The sequence below is a fragment of the Sphingomonas sp. genome (genome assembly GCF_042096255.1).
In the GTDB taxonomy this organism is placed as follows: domain Bacteria; phylum Pseudomonadota; class Alphaproteobacteria; order Sphingomonadales; family Sphingomonadaceae; genus Sphingomonas.
In genome coordinates this window covers 1-22,897 of record NZ_JBELLZ010000010.1, presented here as the reverse complement: position 1 = coordinate 22,897, position 22,897 = coordinate 1, and the positions used below count along the sequence as shown (strand labels likewise).

The following is a 22,897-nucleotide window of genomic DNA, read 5'->3' as shown; positions in this document are numbered from 1 at the left end:
CCTACATCTTGGCAAGGCCCCAACGGCCATAGACGTAGCGGCGCCCGCCCAGCTCGAACATCTCGCCGTCCTCAGACGGCCCGAGCGATCGGGGCTCATCTCTGGGCGCGATCGCGCCCACCATCCAGCGCGGAATGGAGAGGCGCGTCACCGCTTCGCCGAACGGGCCGGGCAGCGGCGTTTCGAAATCGACCAGCAGGTCGCGAGCGCCGAGACGGGTGGCGACCGTCTCGTCCATGTCGGGGAAGACGAGGTCCCGAAACGGCTTCGACAGGTCGAGCGCAAGCGTCTGGCCGGTCTGGCGATCGGCGAAGACGATCCCCGCGCACTCGGCGGCGTGGTTCTGCCAGGCGGTGCCGAGCGCGCTTGCGATCTTCCCCAGCATGTCGGGGTGCAGCGCGTGTTCGACCAGCCGGCGATTGTCGGCTGGGATCGAGACCTCGGGTGTGTCCTCAAGCACGCGCAGCGTCGCCTCGAGCTGGAGGAGGTTGGGATAGACCCCGCCGCCGTCGCCCATTGGGCCGAGCCCATGGCGCTCGGGGACGGAGCCGAGCAAAGGGGCCAGGATGCGCCCGGCGGGTGTCAGCACGATCGCACGCGCATGCGCAAACGCGTCGCGATCGTCGCGGTCATGGCGATGGAGACGGCCCGCGCGCTGGAGCAGCACGTCCATCGGTGCGAGATCGGTGATCAGAAGGTCGGCATCGATGTCGAGCGACTGTTCGAGCGTTTGGGTGCCGACAAGGACGCGGCCCTGCGCGGTGCGGTTCCTGCCGAACGCGGCTTCGACTGCGGCGTCGAGGCGCTTGCGGTCGGAGGGGGCGAAGCGGCCGTGGTGGAGGGTCGCTACTCTGCGACCTTCCAGGCCGACGTGAAAGGCGAGTTCGGGGGCGAGCACTGCGACGGCCTGAGCAACGTCCACCGCGCCCTTGACGCTGTTTCGCACGACAAGGACCGACGCCCCCGCGCGTGCCGCCTGGATCGCACGGGCAGCGATCGCATCGGGATCGGCGATATCGCCGGCGATCTCGAATCGCACGGCCTTGACGCGGGTGCCGCCCGCGGTTGCCTGGCGCGGGGCGGCATCCGATCCGGCAAGTGCTGGATATGGCGTCGCCACCGCAGCTTCAACGTCCGGTACCGCGCCACCGAGCAGGCGCGTGCGCAGGTCGGCACCGAGCGTGGCGGAGAGCAGCAGCGCGTGGCCGCCCGCCTGCGTGTGGTTGGTCAGCAATCGCTTCAGCACCGCGCCTATATAGGCGTCCGAGGCATGGACCTCGTCCACGACCAGCAGGCTTCGCGACAGCGCGGCGGCGCGAACGGGGGCGTGCTTCACCGTCAGCGCGCCGAGCAGGGCCTGATCGATCGTGCCCACCGCAACGCGCGCGGCGAGATAGCGGGTGCTCCGCTCCGCCGCCCAGCGCGCGTCGCTGCCGCCGTCGTCCCAGCGCACCTCGAAGCCGGGCAGCGCCTGGCCCTCGGCATCGCCGGCACGCAGATAACCAGGGACGGCGAGCACCGCCTCGATCACATTCGGGCCGAACACGCGGTCAAGCAGGCGCTGGACGCGCGTGTGCAATTGTACCGCCGCCGAGCGGGTCGGCAGCGCAAAGAACAGGCCGTCGACCAGGCCCTGCCGGCGCAGTTCCAGCCAGCGCCACAGCGCGGCCTCGGTCTTGCCCGATCCGGTCTCGGCCTCGAACAAGGCGACCGGGCCGAGATCGTCCGCCGCTGCCTCGCGCTGGATGCCCCGGGGCGGGAAGGGGAAGGCGTCCGCGAAGTCGCCGTCCGGCGTATCGAGCGGGGTGAGGCTGCGCGCGGCGACCGCGGCGGGTGCCTTTTCGGCGCGGAGGGCCTCCCGCGCCTCACCATGCGGCTCGCCGACCGGAAAGCGCTGCGTGTCCGAGCCGAGCCAGTCGGCGAGCACCACCAGCCCAGCGAACATGGCGACGAAGCGCGGTTCGGACGGAAGCGTGGGGCCGTCCCCCCATGCCTGCGGGTAGCGCGCGCGGACGGCTGCGATCACGTCGGCGGCGGCGGCGCAGGGATCGAAGCCGTCCTTGACGCGCCAGTGCTGTACGTGCTTCTGCCAAGTCAAATTGCGCCCGCCGGTCTCGGGCGGGCCGCGGAACTCTTCGCGCGGGCGGCCGTGATGGGCGAACAACGCGGGAATGAGCGGCGCTGCGCCCCAGTCGCGTTGGATGCCGAGCAGCGCCTGCGCTGCGGGCGTGGTCTTCAGACGGTCGTCCTTGAGGAGCGCGGCGACCTGCGGCTCGTGGCCGATCCTCTCCGCCTTGTCGTTCCAGCGGGCCTGGAAGCCGGCATTGGCTTTGCCGATGTCGTGCAGCGCCATCAGCGCGACCAGCCGGGCGACGTCCTGCGCCGCGAGCGCGCGACCCGCTGTAGTCTCAAGGGCCTTCCGCCAGAGCCCTCCGGCCAGCAACGCCTCTCCCACCGCCGCGACGTCCAGCGCGTGGTCGAGCAGGGGCAGGGCGGCGGTGACATGGTCGTCCTGATCGCGGATCAGCTTGGCCCATGGCCGGCTGCCTTCGAACTGTGGCATAGTTATTCCCCCCCCTTCCCAATCTGCGATCTGCCGCAGGACTGAGGAGCGCGCACGTCAGAACTGGTCATCGAGATCACGATTCTATCCGGTGCGGATGCAACAACCGGGTTTGGCGGGCTGGACAAGCAAGATAGCCCGTCAAACGGATGAACCTCTTATTGTCGGCGTCTGCCACGGCTTTCACCCCGCTGCCAAAGGGATGAGGGGGCGGGGTGATGATCGGTGTGGGCCATTCGCAGTTGGGATGTGTCCTTGAACCTGTAGCAGGCTCTCCACAGTTTTAGCCGCGGCAGCTTCGGCAATGGCCGACTCTCCCCAGCCCAAGGTTGGCCAGTTCGTCTCGCTGCGCGGTCGATTGTGGCTGGTCGAGGACGAGCCCGAGGCGCCGTTCGACGGGCATCGTCTCGCTTGTGTCGATGACGATGCCGGCGGCGAGACCACGCGGGTGCTGTGGGGCGCCGAGGTCGATGCGCGGCTGCGCGACGAGGAGGCGTGGGCGACGTTGGGGCTGGGCGGCGGCGACGATCCGCGTGCCTTTTCCGCTTACCTCCGCACGGTGAAGTGGCGCACCGCCACCGCGGCGGAGCGGGACCTGTTCCAGGCGCCGTTCCGTGCCGGCATCCGCCTCGATCCCTACCAGCTGCTTCCCTTACGCAAGGCCTTGCGTCTGCCGCGAGTCAACCTGCTGATCGCCGACGATGTCGGGCTCGGCAAGACGGTGGAGGCGGGGCTGGTGCTGCGCGAATTGCTGCTGCGCCGCCGGGTCGATTTCGCTTTGGTGCTCGCCCCCGCGGCGATGACCGTGCAATGGCGCGACGAGCTCCAAACCAAATTCGGTCTGTCGTTCGAGATCGTCGATCGGCGCCACCTGGAAGACCTGCGCCGGCGGCGGGGCTGGGGCGCCAACCCGTGGTCGGCGGGGTCCCGGTTCATCCTGTCGCACGCGCTGATCAGCGACGAGGCTTATGTCGCGGGCCTGCGCGACGTGCTGGAGGATTTCCGCGCGCGATCGCTGCTGATCCTGGACGAGGCGCATCATGCCGCACCCGCCGGCGGCGGACGCTATGCGATCGAGAGCCAGTTTATTTCCCGCAGGTGCTCACCGTCATTTCGCTGCCGGCGGCGGAGGACGAGCTGACCCGGCTGGTCGAGCAGCACATGGACGCGCTTGGCTGGACCGACAATGCCGGCGAGGTCGCCGCCGCCCGCCGCTCCAACCCCGCCGCGCGTGCCGCGCTGGAGGGATGGGACGACGAAGCGGTGCTCGGCCGGGTGCGCCAGCTGCGGCTCACCGGTCACCAGAATGTCGCCAAGGCGCCCAAGGTGGCGGAATATGACCTGCTCGCCTCGGGGCTTGCCGAGGTCGGTTCGGACGCGCCCGACGCGCGGCTTCATGCGCGCACGCTGGAACGCACCGAATGGGACGGCGAGCGCGCGCGGCTGGCGCCGATCGCTGCGGCCGTGGCGGTGCACCGGCTGCGCGAGATCTCCTGCCTTTACGGCTTTACCCGTTTCGAGGCGGCGCCCACCGCGATCGACGGCAATCTGGAGGAGCTGTACCTCGCCGTGGAAGGCGCTGCGCTGGCCGCCGAGCTCGACTGGCTGCCCGCGGTGGAGCAATTGGGCGAGGGGCTGTTCCTGCGCTTCGACGTCGACCGACTCAAGGCGTGGATCGCGCGCGAGGAAGCTACAAGGCGGCTCGACGCGCTGCATGACGGCTACGAACGCTGGCGGGCGGGGCAGCCTTACGCCGACAAGCTCCAGTTCCCGGGGCTCGGCTATTATGCGATCCACAGCTTTAGCCATGCGCTCATGAACGAGATCGCGCTCGACTGCGGCTATCCCGCCAGCGCGCTCAAGGAGCGGATCTACGCGCTGGTGGACGCGGAGGCGGAGCGATTCGGGCTGCTGCTCTACACCGCCAGCACCGGCGCGCAGGGCACGCTTGGCGGGCTGATCGCGGTGCTGCCGCGGCTGGGGGCGATCGCCGAGCGCGCGCTCGACAAGCTGGCGCTCTGCTCGGGCGATCCGATCTGCGCCGAGCATGATCCCGACGCGCATGCCGACGATCGTGCGCTCAGCGGCGCCGCCTGCCACGCCTGCCTGCTGGTTGCGGAGACCAGCTGCGAGGCGCGCAACCTGTACCTCGACCGGGCGCTGGTCAGCGCGACGGTGTCAGTGACGGGGGCGGCGCTGTTCAATGGTGGATAGGAATCGGTTCAGTTAGTGTGAGTCACTGCGGACTCGGTGTGCTCCCTCGTAGGCGGGAGGCCAGACTGGGTCCCCGCGTCCGCGGGGACACAACCTTGGGTAGGTGCTTCAGCTCGACTGGGTGACACCTTAGCGTGCCATGTCCTCCGCCCGCTGGGCACGGCGCACCGCCTCGCCGGCGCTGTCGGCGGGCCGTTCGTAGAGGCGGGTCACGATCGACGCGGCCTCGCCGGGCGTGTCGGCGCCACGCAGCGCATTGCCCGCGGCGCTCTCCGAATGGGTCAGCTCATACTGGACAAAGCGGAGCTGTTCCTCGAAGCTCGACCCATGGATATCCTTGCCCGCCCACGCCGCGAAGTCGCGCTGGCGCGGGTTCTCCCACTGGGCGAGGCCATAGCCGGGGCCGCCCGAATCCTGGTAGTTGTTGTGGTCCATCGCGCTTTCGGCATCGAGGTTGGCGACGATGCCGATCGACTGCGCACGGCTCCAGCCCTGATTCTGGAAGAAGGTAACCGCCTGGTCAATCCGCTCGGCGCGGGTGCCGCCGCCGGTTACCGGGGTAGTTGGTGCGGGGGCAGAAACGCTCTCGGGTGCGCGCAGGATGATCGCGCCCTTGCCGGTCGCCCAGGAGAGATTGCCGTAGCCGACGCGCTGGCTGCCATCGGCATTGGTGTTGTTCGATCCGATCATCTTGCCGTCACCGGCGACGATCTCGGTATGCGAGACGCCGCCACCTTGGATGATCACCACGTCGCCCGGCCGCGCCTCGCTGGCCGGCACCGCGGTCCAGCCATTGCCCTGAAGCGTGGTCTTGAGCGTCTGCACCGAATTGGTGTGCTGCCCGGCGGGCAGCTGCCCCGCCTCGATCAGCACCGCCGAGACGAAGTTGGCGCAGCAGACGTTGTTGGGGACGTTGGCGTCCATCGGCAGGTTGTCGGACCCGTTCACCTTGAGTGACGAGGCGTTCTGGCCGAGATATTTCTGGGCGATCTCCAGCACGTTGCTGCTGCCGCCGCCCGGAGCGGTGCTGCCGGGGCCGGTGACGCCGCCGGCGCTGCCCGTGCCGCCGATGCTGCCGGGAATGCTGAGTGTCTGGCCGGGATGGATCAGGTTCGGATTGGCGATGCCGTTCGCCTGTGCGATCGCCTGGTAGCTGGTGCCGAACCGGTTGGCGATGCCGCTGAGCGTATCGCCGGGCTGGACGGTGTAGCTGCCGCCGCCGCTCCCGCCCGAGGGGATGGTGACGTGCTGGCCGGGGCGGATCAGATTGGGGTTGCTGATCTGCGGATTGGCGCGGATCAGCGCCTGGAGGCTGACGCCGCGGCTCGCCGCGATCTCGCTCAGTGTGTCGCCGCCCTTGACGATATAGCCCGTCTCATTGCGTGCGCCGCTGGAGGAATTACCCGATTGCTGGACTGCTCCGACCGTCATCGTACCGCTCCCGGTAATGTCTTCGGTTGCGGTCGGAGTACGCCTGTTTGCGGAGGGCGTCGCTAATCGGAACGCTTAGAGCGGCTCGCGCCGGTCGACGCGGTAGATCATCTCGGCGCCAAAAGCGCGCACCGCAGCGCGCAGGTTGACGTCCGAGTTGGCGTCGCGTGCGATCGTCTGGATCATCTCGAAGGCGGCGGGGCCGTAGCGCTTGCTAGCGAACAGCGGAGTCGCCGCCTCCGGCACGACCTGCTCGGCGCCCGGCCAGCGCGACAGGCAGGCGAGCCCGGTCACCGTCGCACGCAGCTCGTCCGGCGCTATCGCAGTGCGCTTGAGCAGCTTCGAGGTCTTATACTCGGCCGGGTAGCTGCGTGAGAAGTCGGCAACCACCGAGGCCTGGGTGGCGGGATCGGCGGAGGTGGGGGTGCGGCATGTGGAAGCCTGGCGTGCGGCGAAGCCGAGACGACCGTCAACGGAGGCGACCGTCGCGGCGGGCATCGCATCCACCAGCCGCATCTTGCCGTCCTCGTAGCGGAAGCGGACCGAAGGCCCGCCTGCGGCGGTGGCAGGCATGGTCACCACGAAACCGGTGCGCGTCACTGCGCCGATTGCGCCCTTGGCGCAGGTGCCGAACGGCTCGCTGGCGACCGGCGCCTCACTGCCCTGCTGGTAGACGACGAGATAGCGCGCCGGGCACTCGCCGGTCGCCTCGCCGCGGACGAGATGATAGGTGCCGGCCTTGGTACGATAGCTGCCCGCCACGCTGAGCGTATCCACCAGCTGCGCGCCGAATGGCCGCGAGATCACCGTCTTGCCCAGCGACAGCGCCTGCTCGTTGCCTGCGCTGATCACGCTGATCGCCGCGGCCTTGGGCGCCGCCTTGGTGCGCTTGGCAAGGGCAGGGGAGGCGACGACGAGCGCCACCATGAGTGAAAGCGCCGCGCCGCGATTCATGATCCCTCCACCCGTTAGACCCGCCGTAATCGCGCGACGCGCAAACCGGTTCCCGTCAGAGACCCACTCCGCGCGACAGTGAGGCGGTGGCCGCCTCCAGCCGCTCAATCACGCCGCCAACGCCCTCGCCCGCAGGGGCATCCAGCGCGGTGTCGAGTGCCTCGCTCAGCCCCGCCACCTGGCGTTCGCCGGGTGCGCCCGACAGGCCGGCGACCTGCACCATCGCGGCGCGGGTGAAATCCTCCAGCCCGCGGCGCAGATCGCCTTCCTGCGTCGGCGTGGCGCCATGGCGCTGGGCGATGTCGCCCGCGAGCTGGTTGAGGCCATAAACGTCGCCGCGCTGCGCCAGCACCCCGGCATCGGCCTGGAAGCCATCCGCTGCGCCAGCGCGCCCGCTCCACGCCGAGGCACCCGCGGCACTGCCGCCGCTCGCGCCGACCCAGGCGAGCACCCGGTGGCCGAGCGTGCCGATCGTCTCCGCGGCGGTCGCCTTCGCACTCGCGCCACCGGTCTGGGCGACGGAGCCGAGCGGGGCGGCGGCGGAAAGGCGGTCGAGACTGGTCATGGCTCTTGTCCTGATGGCGGCACAGGTCGCGCCACCGTGATGGATCGGATATGGGTGAGGGCGCGAGGCCCGGCCATAATCGCTTCGACTAGGTCCGCTCCGCCGGACCCTCGTCCTGCGCGAAGCGGTCGAGCGGCCCGGGCTGATCGAGCAGCCGATCGAGGCTGGTGCGCTGGCGGCGCAGCCCCTCGACATCCGAATCGGCGGCCGAGTTCTGCGCGGTCATGCGGCCGTCGCCTTCCATCTCGGACTTCTTGGCCAAGATGGCCTTGGCCTGGATGGGGCCGAGCGTGGCGGTGATCGTCAGAGACATGGGGCACCTCCTTCAGTTGGCGCCCCTATGCCACACGCCTCCGCCCGGCGCGCTAGTCGAACCGACTAGCGCAGCCCGTTGGCGGTCAGGTCCATGCGGGACAGGTCAATCTGGTAGGTTGACTTGACGCCCTGCACCACCGCTGCGCGCGCCTTGGCCGCATAGGCGGGGTCCTGCCCGGCAGCCTGGTTGACGACCGCACTCGATACGGACGCCTGCAGGATGTTCGCCTCGCCAAGCTCCTGCTTGAGCGCCTCGGGCGCGGCGAGCAGCTGGGGCATGGTGGAGAAGGTGCGTGCGACCTGGTTGCGCAGGCCGCGCAGCTGTGCCGGGGTCGGATCGCCCGTGTTGCCGCGTGAGGCGAGCCAGGCGGCCGCCAGGTACACGGTGGTGGTGTCCACCAGATTGTCGGGCGACATGCCATACTTGCGCAGGTACGTCGCGACCTCGTTGCGCATCTGCCCGCTGACCAGGATCTGCCGCAACTTGGCCGCGTCAGACGGGCTGCCCTTCTGAATCTGGGCCACCGCACGCGCATAGACCTGCTGGCGGATGCGCGGATCGGGGCGATAATTGGTGCGGGCGAGCACCTGCGTCATGCTTGGCGCGGAAGCCTGCGCGGGCGTGCGCGACGGGGTCGCCAGCCGCGTGCCGATCTGGCGGCGGGCATGCGCGCCGGCGGCGGTGGTGCCCGCATAGCCGACCATGGTGGTGGGGCTCAGCGCCATCACCTGCGCGTGGAGCGCCGGCGCGGTCGCCAGCGCGAGTCCTGTCGCCGACGCGGCGATCCAGCCCAAGCCCTTCATCCCTCGAACTCCTTTGGTGATCGATGATTGCGCAAACGAAACGGCGGCCGGGAATGATCCCGGCCGCCGTCCCTCGCGTGACGAAGCTTAATCAGCCCTTGCGCGCCGAGGTGGTCAGCGACTCACCCGCGGTCTTGAGGGCATTCGACGCAGCGTTCATGAACAGGCCGAACTCCTGCGACTTGGCCGAGAACTCAAGGCTTGCGCTCGGGTCCGACTTGTCCTTCGCCATCTTGTCGGCGAAGTTCTGCATCTGGTCGGCCAGCTGGTCGGCCTTCTTGCCGAGCGCGCGGGCCATCGCCATCAGCCAGCTGCCGCCCTTGCCACCGGACTTGGCTTCCTTGGCGTCCTCGCCGCCAGCGATGTCGCTGGCCATCTTCATCAGGTTGTCCAGGATGTCGCGGCCGAACTCGGCACCTTCGGTCAGCGAGCCGCCGGCCGCCTCGACGAAGCCCTGCGCCGCTTCCTGGATGTTGGTGAGGCCGCCGAGCGGATCACCCGACGCCATCGCGAACTGAGCCTGCGCGGCATCGATCAGCGGCTGCGGGATGTTCAGCATGTCGCCGATCTTCTGGATCAGGTTCTGGCCGAAGGACGACACCAGGTTGCGCGCGGCAAGACCCGCAACGCCGCCGGCGCCACCCAGGGCGGTCTGCATGATGGTGTTCACCGGATTGATCGAGTTGAACATGATTGCCTCCATCGTGAAAAGTCGGTTCGCACCCCCGACGTCCGGCTTGTCCGATCGCCCTGAGGTCGCAGTCTTTATGGCGGCTCCGGCGATTCGGCGCGCTCAGCGGATCGATTAGGCGGCCTAGTCGAAGTGACTAGTCGCTCGGTGAATGCCGGCTGCGTCACGCGCCAGGCACTTGCTCGATCGGGCTGGAACGGCGATGGTGCCGGTGCCGAAAATAGAGCAGCAGGTCGGTAGTTCCTGCACCCCGATGCGGGGTTCTTCCCAGCCGCGGCGCCACCCGAGATTCGGGAGGCGCTTTCGTTCGGGTCCAGCGCCTCCTCGATCCAACCGAGGAAAAGACATGATCACCGCACTGACCGCCTTGATCAGCGCGACGCTTTTTGCAGGCGCCGCGCTCTATATCACGATCGCTGAGCATCCGGCCCGGCTGTTGCTAGACGATAGTCCGCAGCTCCAGCAGTGGCAGCCCAGCTACAAACGCGCTCTCCCCGTCCAATCCGGTCTGGCTTTGATCGGCGGGATAAGTGGCGCCTGGTCCGCGCATCTCACGGGCAACTGGATGTGGGTGGCGGGGAGTGTGGCACTGCTGGCGAACTGGCCGTTTACACTCCTGGTCATCCTGCCAGTCAACAAGCGTTTGATGGCGCTCGCGCCAAGCCAGGCCAGCCCCGAAAGCCGCAGACTGCTTGTGAGATGGGGCAATCTCCACAATGTCAGGAGCCTGCTCGGCGTCCTAACCACATGCATCTTCGCGCTGGCTTTTCTGGGAGCGTAGCTACGCCGCGGCGCTCGTTCATGATCTTATGCGAGAGGAGGGCGGATGCATCTGGGCTTCGCAAGTCACCGAGCCCGTTTCGGCGCTGCTCCGACACGGGGGTTGGCGGCGGCTCAGTCGGCCGGGTAGAAGAGCAGCCCCGCCAGCGCGGCGAGCTCGCGCATGCCGTCCAGCTCCAGCTTGCGGCACACGTTGGACAGGTGGACGCGCACCGTGTTGTCCGAGATCATGAGCAGCGTCGCGATGTCCGCATTGGAACGGCCCCAGCCGAGGAAGCGGATGCAGGTCAGCTCCATCGGCGTGAGCTTGAGCAGTGCCTCGCGGTGGCGACGCGGCACGCGGGCGGCCTCCACCATATGCTCGCCGAGCGCGACGGGGGCGGCGGCGCCGGGCAATGCATCAGCCTTGCGCAGCAACTCGGCGATGGCGGCGAGCCGCTCGTCCTCCGCCGCCTCGCTCATCGCGGCAGGCCTCGGAGGATGCCCAGGATCACGTCCGGCCGGCTGGCGATGTCGCGGATGATCGCGGACACGAAGCCACCGACCAGCAGCAGCAGCACGAAGGTGGCCGCGAACGCCTTGATCGACAGCGATAAAGTGAAGACGTTGAGCTGCTGGGCGAAGCGGTTCATCAGCCCCAGCGCCGCATCGATCAGGAACAGCACGGTCAGCACCGGCGCCGCGAACAAGGTGGCGAGCACCATCAGCCGCCCGAACTCGCCTTCCCACAGCCCCAGGCTGCGCCCGTCGAGCACCGGCATCGGCGAGGCGATCGGCCAGATCGCATAGCTTTCCATGATCACGCGCAGCAGCAGCGACAGGCCGCCCATTGCCACGAACACCACGCTGGCCAGCCGCCCCAGGAATGCGCCGTTGAGCGAGGTCTGGTGGCCGGACAGCGGGTCCACCACCTGCGCCAGCGTCGCGCCAACCTTGGTGTCGATGATCTGCCCCGCCGACTCCAGCGCCCACAGCACCGATCCGAAGAAGAAGCCGATGATCAGGCCGACGAACACTTCCTTGACCAGGATCGACGCCCATTGCGCCGGCCCCAGCATCGAGGGATCAATCGGCGGCTGGAGCGCCAGGCTGACCACGCCCAGCGACACGAAGATGGAGTTGCGCACCAGTGCGGGCACCGTGTCGCTGGAGAACATCGGCAGCAGCAGGAAGGTGGCCGCCACCCGTGCGGTGGCGACGCCGAGCAGCAGGACCTGGTCCGACCAGCCGCCCACGCTACGAGCGGATCATTGCCGGGAATTCGGTGAAGATTCGGTCGCTGAACCGATAGAGCGAGCCACCGAGCAGCGCCGCGGTGACGAACAGGGTCATCACGATGGCGAAGAACTTCACCGTATATTGCAGCGTCTGTTCCTGGATCTGCGTCGCCGCCTGGACGATCGCGACCAGCAGCCCCGCCACCGCCGCCACCACGATCGGCGGCGCGGACAGCACCAGCACGAGCCACAGCGCGTCGTTGGTGAGGCTGACAAAGGAGCCGTTCATGCCGGCCTCTCCGACCAGACACCCAACCTGACATCCGTTCGTGCTGAGCGAAGTCGAAGCACATGGCCAAACGCCGAGGCTTGCCCTTCGACTTCGCTCAGGCCGAACGGATGTCGGAGCGTGCAGATAGCGGCCCCGCTAGACATAGCTGAGCACCAGTCCGTGGCTGAGCTTCACCCAGCCGTCGACCAGCACGAACAGCAAGAGCTTGAACGGCAGCGATATCGTGGTCGGTGACAGCATCATCATGCCCATCGCGAGCAGGATGTTCGATATCACCAGATCGATCACCAGGAACGGCAGGAAGATCAGGAAGCCGACCTGAAAGGCGAGGCTCAACTCGCGCACCACGAAGGCGGGGATGACGACGATGAAGTCGCGGTCGGTCATCTCGGCGGCGCGGTTCGGCTCACCCACGCGCTGGGCGGTCTTGAGGAAGAAACCGCGCTCGCTCGGTGAGCTGTGCTTGAGGAGGAAGTTGCGCAGCGGCTCCTTGCCCGCCTCCACCGCGTTCAGCATCGTGCCGGTGGAGGACAGCACGCCGCCGCCTCCTCCATTGCCGCCCGGTGCCGCGGGCGCGGCCTGCGCCTCGATCGCCGCCTGCTGCGGCCCCTGCGCGATCGCGGTCTGCATCTGCTGCATCACCGGATACATCACGTAGAGCGTCAGCACGAGGCTGAGGCCGTTGAGCACGATGTTGGGCGGCACCTGCTGGAGGCCTAGCGCGTTGCGCAACAGGCTGAGCACCACCACGATCTTGGTGAAGCTGGTCACCATCACCGCGAAGAACGGCGCGAGCGCGAGCGCGACGACGACGACGAGCGCGGAGCCCGGCGTGAAGGTCGACAGGTCCATGCCGGTCAGGCCCCGGTGGAGTCGGCGTCGGAGGCGGAGGTGAACAGCACGCCGAAGCCGTCGCCCACCGCGACCAGCTCGCCCGCGCCGATCAGCGTGCCGCCGGCGATCACGCGCACCGCCAGCGTTCCTCCCGTGCTGGGGACAGGAAGCACACTGCCGGCGGCGAGACCGGCAATGTCGCGGGCGGAGAGCAGCCCGCCCTCAATCTCGATCGTGGCAGGAACCTTCATCGCGTCCCAGTCGATCGGGGCGGCATCGTTGGTCTTGGATTCAACGGCCGCGGCCGCGTCGGCAGGAGAGGGGACGATGTCTTCGTGCAACGTCATGCTTCCCTTCATTGGCTCCAGACGGCCTCGAACGAGACCGCGACGGCCGGGGATGGTGATACGCGCAACAAGCGGGGTTAGGCCCAGCAGAAAAAGGTCACCGGGTACAATCGTCCCGATGTGTGACGCGGGGATGGCAGGTGCGTCGATCGAGGCGGTCCAGCGCGCGCGCAGGGTGGCGAGCAGCGCCGGCTCTGCAGAAGGTAGCGCCGGGGACGCAATCTCGCCTTCCGCCGGTACCGCCACGATCAGCCGGTGCCGAATCGAATGGCGGGTGCAGGCGGCGTCGAGCCGCAGCAGGATGGCGTCGTCCGGCGCCTCGATGGTGAGTCCCTCGGGATGAAGGTCAGCGCCCAACGCGCTCTCCAGCGCCACCACCAGCGGCTCGATCGCGGCGAGCAGGCGTGCCGCGATTGCCGCATCGGGGCCGCCGCCCGCGCCCGACAGGCGCACCAACTCGCCATCGACCAGCAGCGGCGCGATCGTCACCGGCCGGCCGCCGGCGCGGAAGCGCACCCAGGCGGATGCGGCGCGGCGATCGCGTGCCAGCGCCAGCCGCGCGGACAGCGTCTGCTCACCGAGCCGGCGGGCGTTGAGCGCGGCGATCAGCCGGGTCTGCCGCTCGGCGCGGATCTCGTCGATCGCCGGGAGGCGGTCGCGCAGCGGTGAGGGACGCTGGATCATTGTACCGGACCTTCCCGAACCTCTGCGGCCCGAACCTCTGCCGCCGCGCCCCAGTTGCGCAGCAATGTCACCGAGCCGGCGGACACGCCGATCAGCATCAGCTCACCCTCCGCCTCCACCAGCATCAGTCGTTCGCGCTGCCCGACCGCGAGCGCGCGCACGAAGCGTAGCTCGCGGGTCGGCTCGCCATCGCGCGCGCCCAGCCCTCGCTCCTGCCATTGCCGCAAAAACTTCAGGCAGACATATGCCAGCCCCAGCACGATCGCGAGCGCGATCACCATGCCGATGAAGCCCGTGATGGCGGTTCCGATCGCCGAGTCCATGGTCAGTGCGCCTCCCGTAGCTGTGCCTGTTCCAGATCGTGGTGCTGGGGCGCCTCGCCCGCGCGGACCTTCTTGGCCCAAAGGATGATCTGCGCGATCGCCTCGAACATATCGCGCGGGATCACCTCCTCCACCGCGGCATCCTCGTACAGCTTGCGCGCGACGGAGACGTGGCGGACGATCGGCACGCCTTCCTCCTCCGCCGCCTCGCGCATCGCCTGGGCGAGAGGCCCTTCGCCTTTGGCGGCCACTACCGGCACCGGAGCGCTTTCCGCGTCATAGTCGATGGCGATGGCGATATGCGTCGGGTTGACCACCAGCACGTTGGCGCCACGCGCGGCGCCCACCGCATTCTGGTTCGCCCATTCCTCGTGCATCTGGCGACGGTTGCCCTTGATCAGCGGATCGCCCTCGTTCTCCTTGAACTCCTGCTTGATGTCCCTGAGGCTCATCCGCATCTTCTTCATGAAGCTGTGCTTCTGCCAGCCCATGTCGAGCACCGCGACCAGCACGAACACCGCAAAGGTCCACAGCAGGGCCTGGCGGACCAGCGATCCGGTGTAGGAGAGCACGGATGCGGCGGCGGCGCGGCCGTCGCTCTCGGCGGACGGCTGCAGCAGGGGCCCGGTGCGCTCGATGATCTCGGCCAGCGAGCCGCGCAGCACCAGCCACAGGATGAAGACGATCAGCATCGCCTTGGCGAGCGTCTTCAGCATCTCGATGACATTGTCGAGGCTGAACATCTTCTTCAACCCTTCCATAGGGTTGAGCTTGTCGAGGCTAGGCTTGAGCTTTTCGGTGGTGAAGACGCCGCCGGCCTGGAGGAACTCGGTCAGCACGCCCGTCACCGCTGCCGGGATCAGCGCCACCGCCGAGATCGCGGCGAGCGCCCAGAGCGCCTCCATGCCGAGCGACTTGGCTGAAACGTCGAACGGCTGGCCGTTGCTGATCATCCCGAAGCCGTGATCGAACAGCGCCGCGATCCGCGTTCCGGCGAAGCCTGCCCCGAAGGCGAAGACGATGAACCAGACGAACAGCGTCGCCGTGGCTGTCACGTCCTTGGACTTGGGAACATCACCCTTCTTGCGCGCATCGGCGAGCTTCTTGGGTGTCGGCTTCTCTGTCTTGTCGCCGCTGTCGTTGTTTCCGGCCACGCGCTGCTCCTGCCCGCGTCGGGAGGCACATGCCTGCGCCGGACGCAAAAGCCGGTACGTTCGTCGCCATAAAAGGCGCCACGATTGCGCCTTGAATCGTCTAAACCGCAGGACCCGATTGCGTGTTCGACGCCGGCCCTATCCAGCTTTTGTTGCCAGGAGTCAAGTCGAGCGGCTGACAGCAGTGTCAGCAAAGCCTCTGTTTCCAGCGCATTAACTTGTCGTGCGAGGCGAGTCGCAGTGGTTGCCCGGCTCGATTTAAATGTGTCGTCATTGAAATGTAATGCCACAATTGAGCCTTAATCCAGGACGGGACGTGGATTTTGCACGATGAGGTGAGCCGCGGCGGGCTGGCCCGGCCGGGGAGGCTTGGGCATGATTATGGGCGTCGGGCATTCGTCGCCCCGGATCGCAGGACCCAGCGATACCAAAATGCTCCCGGTTCCGAAATGGCGCTGGGAGAGGAAAGGAGCGGTGGGCATGACGACGAGGCAAGCAACGTTCCGGCGCGCAACAATCGCAGCAGGTGCGATCGCCGCCGCTTTGCTTCCAACATCGGCCTTTGCCGCGGATTGCGGTACCAGCGGCATTGGCGCGCGCTTCAGCGAGGCGGCGCGCTTTTGCACCGGCTCGGCGGTGCGCGCGCCCGCCACCACGGATCGGCCGGTAGCGATAGCCCCGGTCGCGGTGCGCGAGACGGCCAGCGTGTCGGTCAGCATGCCGGGCTACCAGCGCCGCCTCGCCGCGGCGGTGCAACAGGTGAAACGCCGCGGCGGCAGCGCCGCGCCGGACGCACTGGTCGTGGCGATCGGTCGCAAGTACCGGATCGACCCGCACCTCCTTGCCTCCATGGTTTCCGCCGAAAGCGGCGGCAACATGCGGGCGGTTTCGCACAAGGGTGCGCTCGGCCTGATGCAGGTGATGCCGGCCACCGCGCGCAGCCTGGGCGTCAGCAATCCGGACGCTCTGCTCACCGATCGCACGCTCGCGCTCAGCACCGGTGCGGCGTATCTCAAGAAGCTGCAGGGACAGTTTGGCAACAATGTGCCTTTGGTGGTCGCTGCCTATAACGCCGGCCCCGGCGCGGTGGTGAAGTACAAGGGCGTGCCGCGCTACCGCGAGACGCAAGGCTATGTCCGCACGGTGATGGGCCGCTACGCCGCCGCGCGCGGCGTGGTGGTGGGAGCCGCGCAATGAGCGTCCAGGGCTATTTCGCCGCGGACGCGCGGCCCGCCAAGCAGGGCTTCGGCGCCCGCTACGCCGATGTCGCGCTGGCCGGCTTCGTGGTGATGATCATTGCCGCGATGATCCTGCCGCTACCGGTGCTGCTGATCGACTTCCTGGTGGCGGTGAACATCACTTTCGGGGTGATGCTACTGCTGACCACCCTCTACATCCGCGGGCCGCTGGACTTCTCGTCCTTTCCCGCCATCCTGCTGGTCTCGACCCTGTTCCGGCTGTCACTGTCGATCGCCACGACGCGCATGATCCTGGTCGAGGGCCATGGCGGGCACATCATCCAGACCTTCGGAACCATGGTGGCGGGCGGCAACATCGTCGTCGGCCTGGTGGTGTTCCTGATCATCACCGTCGTGCAGTTCATCGTCATCGCCAAGGGCGCCGAGCGCGTCGCTGAGGTCGCGGCACGGTTCAGCCTCGATTCGATGCCGGGCAAGCAGCTGTCGATCGACAGCGACCTGCGCTCGGGCCTGATCGACAAGGATGAGGCGCGCCGGCGCCGCCGCGTGCTGGAGATGGAGAGCAAGCTTCACGGCAGCCTCGATGGTGCGATGAAGTTCGTGAAGGGTGATGCGATCGCCTCGATCGTGATCGTGGTGGTCAACCTGATCGGCGGCCTCGCCATCGGCGTGATGCAGCAGGGGCTCGACCTTTCGGCCGCCACCCAGAAATATTCGATCCTGACCATCGGCGAGGGGCTGGTCGCGCAGATCCCGGCGCTGCTCGGCGCGATGGCCGCCGGTCTGATCGTGACGCGCACCACCGACGAGGATGATCCCAGCAACCTGGGCCAGACCATCCAGCGCCAGCTGTCGGGCAACCCCCGCGTGCTGATGGGGGTCGGCGCGATCGCCTTCCTGATGGCGCTGGTTCCGGGTTTCCCGGTGGCGGTGTTCCTGGGCCTCGGCGCGGGCGCGATGCTGGCCGGGGCGGCGATCCATCCGCGACTCCAGCCACTGATGCTCAAACACCTCGGTCCGGTCCGCGCGATGCTACCGCGCCAGAAGGAGGCGCCGCCGCCTGCGACCCTGTTGGCCGAGCCGGCCGCCCCCAAGCCGGTGGTGCCGCTGCTGCTGGAGCTTTCGGGGCCGCAGCCCTCGATCGCCGAGTGCGACGCGCTCGCCGCCGACATGCAGGCGATGCTGGAGCGGCTCCAGTATCGTTCGGGCGTGCCGCTGCCGCGCCTCGCCATCCACTTCATGGCGCCCGATGCACGCCCCGCATGGCAATTGCTCGCCTATGAGCTTCCGGTCGGCCATGGCGAGCGTGGCGACGCCACCGCGCTGGTCGCGGCGGTAGAGGCGCTGCTCCGTCGCAACCTGGCGCGCTTCCTGGGCGTGCAGGAAGCGGTGACTCTACTCAACAAGATCGGCGAGGATTATCCAGAGGTGGTCAAGGAAGCGGTGCGCGCGGTGCCCGCCTCGCGCATCGCCGAGGTGATGCGCCGGCTTGCCGAGGAAGAGGTGCCGCTGCGCAACATGCGCGACGTACTCGAAGGCCTGACCGAGGCGGCGCAGAGCGAGCGCGAGACGCCGCGTCTTGCCGACATGACCCGGATCGCGCTCAAGCGCTACCTGATCGACGCCGCGGCACCCGCGGGCGAGATCCGCGCGCTGGTGGTGACGCCCGAACTGGAAGCGATGGTGCGCGAGGCGACCCGCGTGGTCGACGGCACCGAGCGGCTCGCGGTGCCGCCGGAGGTGGCGCAGAGCCTGGTCGCCACCATCGCCGAGACCGCGGCGACCACCAAAGCCAACGCCTTGGTCACTTCGTTCGAGGTGCGCCGAGCGGTGCGCAAGCTGATTGAGCCCGACCTGTTCGACCTGCCGGTGCTGGCGTTCAACGAGCTGTCGTCGATGTCCCGGCTGGAGATGGTCGGGCAGATCGGCCTGCCGGCGGGGGGCATTCCGCAGGCCGGGCCGGACGATGCGCCGCGCGAAGCGGCGATGGCCGAATGATGAAGGGGGACAAGACTTTGCGGATCGGACGGACGTTTCTGATTGCGGGCAGCACCATGGCGCTGGCGACGGCCGCGGCCGGCTGGGCGAGCGCGCCTGGTGCGCCGCACGTACTCGCGGCGCAGGCGATCCCGCTTGTAGCGCAGGCGGTGCCTGCCGCTACTCCCAGCGCGACGCCCGCTCCCGCATCGGCATCCGCCGGCACCACCGCCAGCGCGCCGGGTGACCTGATCCTTTCGCCGCGTGACCAGCCGATCACCGCCTTCCTGCGCGACCTGTTCGGCCGGGTCGGCCGGCCGGTGGTGCCCAGCAGCAACCTCACCGGCACAGTCAACGGCGTGTTCCGTGGGTCGGTGGCCAAGATCTATTCGGATGTGGCGCGCGCCTTCAATCTGATCAGCTATGACGACGGCGCCGCGCTCTACGTCTATGCTGCGAGCGAGGTGGGCGTGCAGACGCTCAACGTCGGCCAGGCGGCGGCGCAACGCGTCGCGCGTCAGGTCGCCTCGCAGCGGCTGACGGACCGGCGCAACTACGTCCGCATCGCCGCAGACGGCAACCTCGTCGCCAGCGGCACGCCGCGCTTTCTTCAGCAGGTCTCGCAGCTTGCGCAGGCTAGCGGCGGCGGCAGTATCCCGTCCGGCAGTCCGCTGGTCGGCGGCGGCATCGCGCCGCCCGCGCTGGTCGCCACCACGCCGCCGCCGCCGCAGCCGCTCGAATTCCGTGTCTTCTATCTGAAGTACGCGCGTGCCGAGGATACCGTGTCCACCGCGGGCGGGCGCGAACTGCGGCTGCCGGGCCTCGCCACCATCCTCCAGAACCTGGTGCTCGATCAGAGACCGGGCGGCAGCGCGCCGGTCGCGGGCGCCACGCCCACCTTTGGTGCCACTCTGGTCCGCCAGAGCCAGCCACGGCTGAAGGGCCAGGGACTCGGCGCGGTTGCTCCCAATCTGGCGCAGACGCCCTCGCTCGGCTTGCCGGTGCCCGGCCTCTATCCGGGCCAGAACACCGGTGACGTGCTGGGTTATGGCGGCGGCGGGTTCGACGGCAGTGTGGTCGCGCCGCTGACCCAGGAGGTCGTCCGCATCGAGCCCAATCCGTACCTCAATGCGGTGATCGTTCGCGACGTACCGGAGCGGATGGCCGCCTATGACTCGCTGATCCGCGCGCTGGATGTCGAGCCGCAGGTGGTCGAGGTCGAGGCGTCGATCATCGACATCAATACCGACAAGATGCGCAAGCTGGGCATCAACTGGCGCGTGTCCTCCGGCGGGTTTGGCGCCCTGTTCGGCAGCGGCAACAACGCCAACGACAACCGCCTGCGTGCGCGGCGGGGCCAGAACCGCCGCCAGAACGTCGATTCGATCACCCCGTCCGCGCAGGGCGGCACCATCTCCACCATCATCGGCAGCGGGCGCGAGTTCCTGGCGCGGATCACCGCGCTGGAGAATGAGGGTGTCGCCCGCGTCGTCTCGCGCCCGCAGGTGCTGACCTTGTCGAACGTCGAGGCGGTGTTCGATCGGACGCGGACCTTCTACGTCCGGGTCGCCGGCCGCGAGGAGGTGGACCTGTTCAACGTCGTCGCGGGCACGGTGCTGCGGGTCAATCCGCACGTCTTCCGCGACCAGGACCAGACCCGTATCCGCATGATCGTCAACATCGAGGACGGCTCGATTAGCGAGCAGTCGCTGGTGGAAGACATCCCCATCGTCGAGCGCGCCAGCGTCGCCACCCAGGCGATGGTGCTCGACGGCGAGAGCCTGCTGCTCGGCGGCATGACCGTCGATGCGGATTCGGACAGCGTCTACAAGATCCCGTTGCTGGGAGACATTCCGTTGCTGGGCAACCTATTTAAAATGCAGCAAAGGCGCCGCGCGCATACCGAGCGGCTGTTTCTGATCACCCCGCGCCTGGTATCGCTCGGCTCGCGCGTCGGGCCGACCACGGTCACCTCGACGACGCGGGTGGCGCCGACGTTGGCGACGCCGGTCGCTCCTTCTTCCGCCAGCACGACCGGGAGGCCCCTGCGGTGATCGTCGCTTCGCCCGTGCTCCGCGTCCTCAACGGTCGGCTTGCCGGGACCGAAAAGGCCCTGCCCGCAACCGGGGCGGTGTCGATCGGACACCAGTTCTGGCACGACGTCGTCGTTCGCGATCCGGCCACCAGGGGAATCGCAATCGACCTCGCGCTCGATGCCGATGGGGCGGCGAAAGCGACGGTGCTTGAGGGAGAGGCCGAACTGCTCGGCCAGGCAGTGTCGGCGGGCGGGACGGTGATCGTACCGCCCTATGTGCCTTTCGCGATCGGTGGTGTCGCCTTGGCCTGGGGCGAGCGCGACAGCGAGCGCTGGCAGGATGCGACCGGGCTGGTCGCGGTGTCGCCGACGCCACCAGAGGCGCCGCCCAGCGCGCGCGACACCGCCATCGCGATGGCTAGCCAGGCGGGCGAGGGTGTCGGCGCCTTCTTCACCCGCGGTCGGATGATCGCGGTGGGTGCGGCGGTGGGCCTCGTCGTGCTCGCCAGCGCCACCATGCCCATGGTCGACGCGCTGTACCTGCGCGGCACCCCCGAAACGCGGGTCGAGAAGTCGATGGCGGCGGCGGGCCTCCCAGGGCTGGACGCGCGCGAGGATCCTTCGACCGGCGAGATCACGGTGGCGGGCGTGGTGGCCAACGAGGGGCAGCGGCAGAAGGCGGTTGCGGCGATGCAGGAGACCGGCCTCCCCGGCAGCGTCGCCGTAGTCACCAGCGCCGATCTCGCCCGCTCGGCGACGGAGGTGGCGCGCATCCATGGGCTCCAGTCCACGGCGCGGCCGACCGGCCGTACCACCGTCGAGCTGCGGGTGACGCCGCTGGCGCCCGATCAGGAGCAGAAATTGGCGCAGGCGGTGCGCAACGACGTACGTGCGCTGACCGGGCTGACGGTGCGCGACGATTTGGCACCGGTCGAGACGGTGCCGCTGCGCACGGTGCAGGATGCCACCAAAAAGGTGTCCACCGTGGTCGGTGGCGACCCCGCCTTCATCCAGACTGTCGACGGAGCGCGCTATTTTGCCGGTGCAGTGATGCCCAGCGGGCACCGCCTGGTCGGCATCAAGGGCAATACCGTGGTATTTGAGAAGAGCGGGCGACAGACCCGTGTGAGTTTCTGACGGGACTAAAAGGGTTCGTTGAAGGAGCAAGGCAATGAGCGATACCAGCATCACCGGCGGCCTCGGCATGATGGCCGCCAGCCCCATGACCAACAACCGCATGGCCAAGGGCAGCGCGCCGGGCACCTGGTTCGAGGCGCTGGCGGACGCCTGGGGGCAGACCTTGGACGGCCAGGCGCAGCGGATCGAGACCATGTCCAACCAGGTCGGCCCCGGTGGCGGCGATAATCCCTCGCAGATCACCAAGCTGACCGCGGAATCGATGCGCATGAGCTTTATGGCGCAGAGCTCGTCCAGCTCGATCGACAGCGTCGGCAAGGCGCTCGAAACGATGGCGCGCAAGGGCTAAGCGGGAGACTTCCCCATGTCTATCGAAGCAATCGCCGCATCGGCTGCGGGCGCCATGGGGGCGATGCCCCCGCCCGAGACGGTGCAGGCAGGGGCGAACGCCTCCATCGCCGACATCACCGCCTTCCAGTCGTCGATGACCGCTGCGGCGCAGCCCTCGGCGGCGGCGACGCAGGTGGGCGGGCCGGACGCGCTATCGCCGGCGCTCAAGTCGATGTTCACCCAGCTGGAGAAGGTGAACGGCGAGGCGCGCAACGTGGCGGACTATGCCAATGCCGCCTCGCTGAAGGGCGCGGACATGACGCCGGGCGAAGTGGTGAACCTCACCATGAAGTGCCACGAGTTCATGTTCCACTGCCAGCTGACCTCGAACATCGCCAACCGCACATCGGATGGCATCCAGCAGCTGTTTCGGCAGCAGTCGTGAGCGGGGGAGAGGAGGGCGCGATGGCGTGGCAGAAGCGGCTGAGGCTGTTCCTCGCCGGGCTCGGACTCGTCCTCCTCGCCGCCTGCGGCCGGGCCGAGCTGTACGGCAAGCTTTCGGAGGGCCAGGCCAACGAGATGATCGCGGCGCTCCAGCGCGCCGGGATCGAGGCGCAGAAGAGCGACGGCGGCGAGGCGGGCTGGACGCTCACCACCGCGAAGGGCGATTTTGGCCGCGCGGTGGAGATCCTCAACGCGCAGGGCTATCCGCGTCAGGACTTCGCCACGCTCGGCAGCGTGTTCAAGAAGGAAGGTTTCGTCTCCTCGCCCACCGAGGAGCGCGCGCGGCTCAACTGGGGCCTCAGCCAGGAGCTGTCGCGCACGCTGACCGAGATCGACGGCGTGGTCCAGGCGCGTGTCCATCTCGCGCTGCCCGAGGAGGCGCCGCTCGCCGAGGAGAAGGCGCCGGCCTCCGCCTCCGTGTTCATCAAATACCGGCCGGGAACCGACATCAACGCGCAGATCGGCAAGATCAAGGCTTTGGTGGTCAACTCGATCGAAGGGCTCAAATACGAGAACGTCAGCGTCGAGACCTTTGCGGCGCAGCCCG

At 68.3% G+C, this 22,897-nt stretch carries 24 protein-coding genes; 9 read left to right on the top strand and 15 right to left on the bottom strand.

The genetic code is table 11. The features are described from left to right. Window position 1: 1 nt before the first annotated feature. The gene (gene cas3, locus ACFDTH_RS03515; RefSeq protein ID WP_375286124.1) at window positions 2-2,563 is read right to left on the bottom strand and encodes a CRISPR-associated helicase Cas3'; all 2,562 of its coding nucleotides are present in this window, start codon (window positions 2,561-2,563) and stop codon (window positions 2-4) included. A gap of 810 nt (window positions 2,564-3,373) precedes the next feature. Here cas3 and drmB point away from each other — a divergent pair. Next, entirely contained in the window at window positions 3,374-4,777 is a 1,404-nt protein-coding gene (gene drmB, locus ACFDTH_RS03510) for a DrmB family protein (protein ID WP_375286123.1), read from the top strand. Between the two features lie 129 nt (window positions 4,778-4,906). Here the strand turns inward: drmB and ACFDTH_RS03505 are convergent, their stop codons facing one another. From ACFDTH_RS03505 to ACFDTH_RS03480, 6 genes are all read right to left on the bottom strand, one after another. After that, the gene (locus ACFDTH_RS03505) at window positions 4,907-6,208 is read right to left on the bottom strand and encodes a phage tail tip lysozyme (RefSeq protein WP_375286122.1); all 1,302 of its coding nucleotides are present in this window, start codon (window positions 6,206-6,208) and stop codon (window positions 4,907-4,909) included. 75 nt (window positions 6,209-6,283) lie between these two features. Beyond that, complete coding sequence (locus ACFDTH_RS03500) at window positions 6,284-7,162, bottom strand: hypothetical protein (RefSeq protein ID WP_375286121.1); 879 nt, start codon at window positions 7,160-7,162, stop codon at window positions 6,284-6,286. Window positions 7,163-7,217: 55 nt separating this feature from the next. Then, window positions 7,218-7,727: a hypothetical protein gene (locus ACFDTH_RS03495; RefSeq protein WP_375286120.1), complete on the bottom strand. Its 510-nt coding sequence runs from the start codon at window positions 7,725-7,727 to the stop codon at window positions 7,218-7,220. An 88-nt stretch (window positions 7,728-7,815) separates the two neighbouring features. Further along, window positions 7,816-8,040, bottom strand: coding sequence for a hypothetical protein (locus ACFDTH_RS03490; protein ID WP_375286119.1), 225 nt, complete (start codon window positions 8,038-8,040; stop codon window positions 7,816-7,818). A 65-nt stretch (window positions 8,041-8,105) separates the two neighbouring features. Then, the gene (locus tag ACFDTH_RS03485; RefSeq protein WP_375286118.1) at window positions 8,106-8,846 is read right to left on the bottom strand and encodes a DUF6683 family protein; all 741 of its coding nucleotides are present in this window, start codon (window positions 8,844-8,846) and stop codon (window positions 8,106-8,108) included. 91 nt (window positions 8,847-8,937) lie between these two features. Beyond that, window positions 8,938-9,537: an EscF/YscF/HrpA family type III secretion system needle major subunit gene (locus ACFDTH_RS03480; RefSeq protein ID WP_375286117.1), complete on the bottom strand. Its 600-nt coding sequence runs from the start codon at window positions 9,535-9,537 to the stop codon at window positions 8,938-8,940. Between the two features lie 346 nt (window positions 9,538-9,883). Between ACFDTH_RS03480 and ACFDTH_RS03475 the strand changes: the two genes are divergently transcribed. Next, window positions 9,884-10,318, top strand: a complete 435-nt coding sequence (locus tag ACFDTH_RS03475; RefSeq protein ID WP_375286116.1) for a DUF1772 domain-containing protein — start codon at window positions 9,884-9,886, stop codon at window positions 10,316-10,318. Between the two features lie 113 nt (window positions 10,319-10,431). Here ACFDTH_RS03475 and ACFDTH_RS03470 read toward each other — a convergent pair whose 3' ends face one another. From ACFDTH_RS03470 to ACFDTH_RS03435, 8 genes are all read right to left on the bottom strand, one after another. Further along, window positions 10,432-10,779 (bottom strand): LuxR C-terminal-related transcriptional regulator, encoded by a 348-nt coding sequence (locus ACFDTH_RS03470; protein ID WP_375286115.1) that lies wholly within the window; start codon window positions 10,777-10,779, stop codon window positions 10,432-10,434. Next, window positions 10,776-11,552 (bottom strand): type III secretion system export apparatus subunit SctT, encoded by a 777-nt coding sequence (sctT, locus tag ACFDTH_RS03465; RefSeq protein WP_375286114.1) that lies wholly within the window; start codon window positions 11,550-11,552, stop codon window positions 10,776-10,778. Before sctT ends, ACFDTH_RS03470 begins: the two co-directional genes overlap by 4 nt. Window position 11,553: 1 nt before the next feature. Then, a complete protein-coding gene (sctS, locus tag ACFDTH_RS03460; RefSeq protein WP_375286113.1) occupies window positions 11,554-11,823 on the bottom strand; it encodes a type III secretion system export apparatus subunit SctS in 270 nt (89 codons plus the stop codon). A gap of 138 nt (window positions 11,824-11,961) precedes the next feature. After that, window positions 11,962-12,678 (bottom strand): EscR/YscR/HrcR family type III secretion system export apparatus protein, encoded by a 717-nt coding sequence (locus tag ACFDTH_RS03455; protein WP_375286112.1) that lies wholly within the window; start codon window positions 12,676-12,678, stop codon window positions 11,962-11,964. Between the two features lie 5 nt (window positions 12,679-12,683). Further along, complete coding sequence (locus ACFDTH_RS03450) at window positions 12,684-13,691, bottom strand: FliM/FliN family flagellar motor switch protein (protein WP_375286111.1); 1,008 nt, start codon at window positions 13,689-13,691, stop codon at window positions 12,684-12,686. Continuing rightward, window positions 13,688-14,014 (bottom strand): FliO/MopB family protein, encoded by a 327-nt coding sequence (locus ACFDTH_RS03445; RefSeq protein ID WP_375286110.1) that lies wholly within the window; start codon window positions 14,012-14,014, stop codon window positions 13,688-13,690. The genes ACFDTH_RS03450 and ACFDTH_RS03445 overlap by 4 nt, the downstream gene beginning before the upstream one ends. Before the next feature lie 2 nt (window positions 14,015-14,016). Beyond that, entirely contained in the window at window positions 14,017-15,168 is a 1,152-nt protein-coding gene (gene sctU, locus ACFDTH_RS03440; RefSeq protein WP_375286109.1) for a type III secretion system export apparatus subunit SctU, read from the bottom strand. Window positions 15,169-15,467: 299 nt separating this feature from the next. Beyond that, on the bottom strand, window positions 15,468-15,887 hold the full coding sequence (locus ACFDTH_RS03435) for a hypothetical protein (protein WP_375286108.1): 420 nt from the start codon (window positions 15,885-15,887) through the stop codon (window positions 15,468-15,470). On the opposite strand from ACFDTH_RS03435, the gene ACFDTH_RS03430 reads away from it, so the two are divergent. The 7 genes from ACFDTH_RS03430 to sctJ all read left to right on the top strand — a co-directional run. Further along, window positions 15,886-16,365, top strand: a complete 480-nt coding sequence (locus ACFDTH_RS03430) for a lytic transglycosylase domain-containing protein (RefSeq protein WP_375286107.1) — start codon at window positions 15,886-15,888, stop codon at window positions 16,363-16,365. The two genes, ACFDTH_RS03435 and ACFDTH_RS03430, sit on opposite strands and share 2 nt — an antisense overlap. Then, window positions 16,362-18,365: an FHIPEP family type III secretion protein gene (locus ACFDTH_RS03425; RefSeq protein WP_375286106.1), complete on the top strand. Its 2,004-nt coding sequence runs from the start codon at window positions 16,362-16,364 to the stop codon at window positions 18,363-18,365. Before ACFDTH_RS03430 ends, ACFDTH_RS03425 begins: the two co-directional genes overlap by 4 nt. After that, the gene (gene sctC / locus ACFDTH_RS03420) at window positions 18,362-20,398 is read left to right on the top strand and encodes a type III secretion system outer membrane ring subunit SctC (RefSeq protein WP_375286105.1); all 2,037 of its coding nucleotides are present in this window, start codon (window positions 18,362-18,364) and stop codon (window positions 20,396-20,398) included. Before ACFDTH_RS03425 ends, sctC begins: the two co-directional genes overlap by 4 nt. Next, window positions 20,395-21,516: a hypothetical protein gene (locus tag ACFDTH_RS03415; RefSeq protein ID WP_375286104.1), complete on the top strand. Its 1,122-nt coding sequence runs from the start codon at window positions 20,395-20,397 to the stop codon at window positions 21,514-21,516. Before sctC ends, ACFDTH_RS03415 begins: the two co-directional genes overlap by 4 nt. 34 nt (window positions 21,517-21,550) lie before the next feature. After that, complete coding sequence (locus ACFDTH_RS03410) at window positions 21,551-21,865, top strand: hypothetical protein (protein ID WP_375286103.1); 315 nt, start codon at window positions 21,551-21,553, stop codon at window positions 21,863-21,865. A 15-nt stretch (window positions 21,866-21,880) separates the two neighbouring features. Next, complete coding sequence (locus ACFDTH_RS03405; protein ID WP_375286102.1) at window positions 21,881-22,291, top strand: hypothetical protein; 411 nt, start codon at window positions 21,881-21,883, stop codon at window positions 22,289-22,291. Window positions 22,292-22,311: 20 nt separating this feature from the next. Further along, window positions 22,312-22,897 (top strand): type III secretion system inner membrane ring lipoprotein SctJ (gene sctJ, locus ACFDTH_RS03400; RefSeq protein WP_375286101.1); only part of this gene is annotated, 586 nt, incomplete at its 3' end.

Excerpts from the sequence above, each read along its gene's own strand:
- ACFDTH_RS03500 (WP_375286121.1), bottom strand. The coding sequence starts at position 7,162 with ATGAATCGCGGCGCGGCGCTTTCACTCATGGTGGCGCTCGTCGTCGCC.
- drmB (WP_375286123.1), top strand. The coding sequence starts at position 3,374 with ATGGCGCGACGAGCTCCAAACCAAATTCGGTCTGTCGTTCGAGATCGT.
- ACFDTH_RS03505 (WP_375286122.1), bottom strand. The coding sequence starts at position 6,208 with ATGACGGTCGGAGCAGTCCAGCAATCGGGTAATTCCTCCAGCGGCGCA.
- ACFDTH_RS03405 (WP_375286102.1), top strand. The coding sequence starts at position 21,881 with ATGTCTATCGAAGCAATCGCCGCATCGGCTGCGGGCGCCATGGGGGCG.
- sctC (WP_375286105.1), top strand. The coding sequence starts at position 18,362 with ATGATGAAGGGGGACAAGACTTTGCGGATCGGACGGACGTTTCTGATT.
- ACFDTH_RS03410 (WP_375286103.1), top strand. The coding sequence starts at position 21,551 with ATGAGCGATACCAGCATCACCGGCGGCCTCGGCATGATGGCCGCCAGC.
- ACFDTH_RS03425 (WP_375286106.1), top strand. The coding sequence starts at position 16,362 with ATGAGCGTCCAGGGCTATTTCGCCGCGGACGCGCGGCCCGCCAAGCAG.
- ACFDTH_RS03445 (WP_375286110.1), bottom strand. The coding sequence starts at position 14,014 with ATGGACTCGGCGATCGGAACCGCCATCACGGGCTTCATCGGCATGGTG.
- ACFDTH_RS03430 (WP_375286107.1), top strand. The coding sequence starts at position 15,886 with ATGCCGGGCTACCAGCGCCGCCTCGCCGCGGCGGTGCAACAGGTGAAA.
- ACFDTH_RS03450 (WP_375286111.1), bottom strand. The coding sequence starts at position 13,691 with ATGATCCAGCGTCCCTCACCGCTGCGCGACCGCCTCCCGGCGATCGAC.
- cas3 (WP_375286124.1), bottom strand. The coding sequence starts at position 2,563 with ATGCCACAGTTCGAAGGCAGCCGGCCATGGGCCAAGCTGATCCGCGAT.
- ACFDTH_RS03480 (WP_375286117.1), bottom strand. The coding sequence starts at position 9,537 with ATGTTCAACTCGATCAATCCGGTGAACACCATCATGCAGACCGCCCTG.
- sctS (WP_375286113.1), bottom strand. The coding sequence starts at position 11,823 with ATGAACGGCTCCTTTGTCAGCCTCACCAACGACGCGCTGTGGCTCGTG.
- ACFDTH_RS03435 (WP_375286108.1), bottom strand. The coding sequence starts at position 15,887 with ATGCTGACCGACACGCTGGCCGTCTCGCGCACCGCGACCGGGGCTATC.
- ACFDTH_RS03470 (WP_375286115.1), bottom strand. The coding sequence starts at position 10,779 with ATGAGCGAGGCGGCGGAGGACGAGCGGCTCGCCGCCATCGCCGAGTTG.
- ACFDTH_RS03485 (WP_375286118.1), bottom strand. The coding sequence starts at position 8,846 with ATGAAGGGCTTGGGCTGGATCGCCGCGTCGGCGACAGGACTCGCGCTG.
- ACFDTH_RS03495 (WP_375286120.1), bottom strand. The coding sequence starts at position 7,727 with ATGACCAGTCTCGACCGCCTTTCCGCCGCCGCCCCGCTCGGCTCCGTC.
- ACFDTH_RS03475 (WP_375286116.1), top strand. The coding sequence starts at position 9,884 with ATGATCACCGCACTGACCGCCTTGATCAGCGCGACGCTTTTTGCAGGC.
- ACFDTH_RS03455 (WP_375286112.1), bottom strand. The coding sequence starts at position 12,678 with ATGGACCTGTCGACCTTCACGCCGGGCTCCGCGCTCGTCGTCGTCGTC.
- ACFDTH_RS03490 (WP_375286119.1), bottom strand. The coding sequence starts at position 8,040 with ATGTCTCTGACGATCACCGCCACGCTCGGCCCCATCCAGGCCAAGGCC.